Raw genomic sequence first — 2,400 nt, 5'->3', positions numbered from 1 at the left:
TTAGATAATCTTAAGGAAAACTTTATAAAATTATGAATTTTGAATGTTGAATTTTGAATTAAAAGGGAAAAAATTTTATAAAACTTAAACCTTCAATCCAAAATTCAAAATTTAGAATTCAAAATTTCTTAAATACTATTTTTGCACTAAGTAATGGAAGATACTATAAGATACGGCCCTTCCGTCTCCTTCCTCATAGACTCCATCTCTTTTTGTTGTTTTTTTCTGTGGTATGAATATTATACCCCCAAATTCCGAATCCCCATACTACATAAGTTGATACCTAAACACATACAAAGATTGGCAACTTTCTGATCGGTCGGGGAGTTTTTAATAATATCCCGACCCATCATGCAGTGGAAAAAAACTCCCCCACTGCTCAACTATCTATAAATAAAATCGTCCCTTATTTGTTTTACTACCTTTCTTTTTCTAAGCTTTAAAAGAACCCTCTTCTCTATCTGCCTTGCTGCTTCCTTTGTAATGTTAAGCTTTTTTCCTATCTCATCTAATGTATGGGGAAAATTTCCAAAAAGCCCAAACCTTAAGGAAATGACATCCTTTTCCTTTTTAGGAAGTATATCCAAAACAGACGATATTTGGTCTTGAAGGATTTGTAAAAATACTATATCTGAGGGAGAGGGGCTTTTTTTATCCTCTATTATCTCAAACAGAAGGTCGCTTTGTTCCTCATTACTAACAGGGGCTTCCAATGAAATTGGCTCAGAGGCTGCATTCATAATCTCAATTAGGCGATTTAAAGCCAAGCCCATCTTTTGGGCAATCTCCTCCATTTTTGGACTTCTTCCCAACTCATCTTCCAATTCCTCCTTTACCTTCATAGAGCGATTTATGGTATTAAATAGATATTGTGGAATTCTAATTATCCTGCTTTCATTTGTAATTGCCGAAACTATACTATGCCTTATCCACCAGTTAGCATATGTAGAAAATCTATAGCCCTCTTTATAATCGAATTTATCAACCGCCCTTATAAGCCCAATATTCCCTTCACTTATAAGGTCAAGTAATGGCATATTGCTGTAGGTTACATACCTTTTTGCAATCATAACCACGAGCCTTAAATTTGACTCAATTATTATCCTTCTTGCTGTATATAGCTTGTAATCTATTTTTTCAAACTCCCTTTTAAGCTCTTTATCAACATTATCATTGTTAAAAAAGCTCTTTAATTTTCTCAATGGTATGGAAACCTTTCTTGCTATCTCAGAAAAGGCGATTTTGCACTCTTCAATTTCTTTTGCAAGCTCCCTCTCTTTCTCAGTGGACAAAAGGGGAATCTTTGATATATCACGAAGGTATAATGTTACAGAATCAAGGGATTTTGTCTTTTTCTCCTTTTCTTCCTCTATAATCTCTATCCTTTCCTCGTCAAGTTTAGAGAAAAGCTCTTCAAAGTAGGGAGACCAGACTATATCATCTGTGAATATCTGGTTTATTTCATCATAGGTAACAAAGCCCTTTTCCTTTCCCCTTTTAACTAGTCCATCTATCTTTCCCTTAAGATCAACACTTAATTTCATAAAATTAAATCCCTAATCCCTCATTATATTTTCCTTCAGTTCTGTTTTTAATGGAACTTCTATTTCGGAATCTACCTTTATCCCTGGATGGAGAATGGAATATTCACCTATCGTAGCATAAGAACCTATGACATTGTTATCCACAAGGACTACATTATTTGCTATTTTTGAGCCTTCTGCAATAATGCCATTCCTAATCTTTGTATTCTTTCCAATGGTTGTTTTAGGAAGAACAATGCTCCTTTCAATATTACAAGATTCCTCTATCCTGCAGGAGTCATTAATGGAAAGGGGTCCCTTTAGCCTGGCATACTTTTCTATCACCACATTGTTTCCAATGGCAATGGGAGGAATAAGCTCAGCATCCTCATCAATATAGGTATTTGTCCCCACAGTTATTCCTGGCCTTGTTTCTTTTCCAGCTATGGGAAGGCTTACCCTTTTCATAAGGATATCCATATGAACCTGCCTGTAGACATCAATGCTTCCCATATCATTCCAATAAGCCTCTGAATAGTATCCGTAGAAAGGGACATTTTCTTTTAAAATCTCGGGAAAAAGCTGCTTTCCAAAATCATATTCGCCATCTGGGATTAACTCAAAGATCTTTCTTTCAAATGCATATATTCCCGTATTTGCAAGATTAGATATAGCCTCCTTTGGCCTTGGTTTTTCCTGAAACTGCTTAATCCTTCCATCCCTCTCAACAACAACCACGCCATAATGCAAGGGGTCAGAAACAAAAGAAAGATTAATTGTGGCAAAGGATTTTCTTCCTTGATGAAACTCAATAAATTCAGTAAGATTAAGGTTAGAAACGCCGTCACCACTCAATATAATCGTTGTATCAGTATCA

General features: G+C 35.5%; 2 protein-coding genes. Both read right to left on the bottom strand.

What is annotated here, in order from left to right; genetic code table 11:
• Positions 1-383 precede the first annotated feature (383 nt).
• Positions 384-1,544, bottom strand: a complete 1,161-nt coding sequence (locus AB1397_03480; GenBank protein MEW6482049.1) for a sigma-70 family RNA polymerase sigma factor — start codon at positions 1,542-1,544, stop codon at positions 384-386.
• A gap of 12 nt (positions 1,545-1,556) precedes the next feature.
• Positions 1,557-2,400 (bottom strand): NDP-sugar synthase (locus tag AB1397_03475; GenBank protein MEW6482048.1); only part of this gene is annotated, 844 nt, incomplete at its 5' end.

It is taken from the genome of bacterium, from assembly GCA_040756715.1.
GTDB lineage: Bacteria > UBA9089 > UBA9088 > UBA9088 > UBA9088 > JBFLYE01.
The sequence above is the reverse complement of the archived record's forward strand: the minus strand, read 5'-3'. Positions and strand labels throughout refer to the sequence as shown.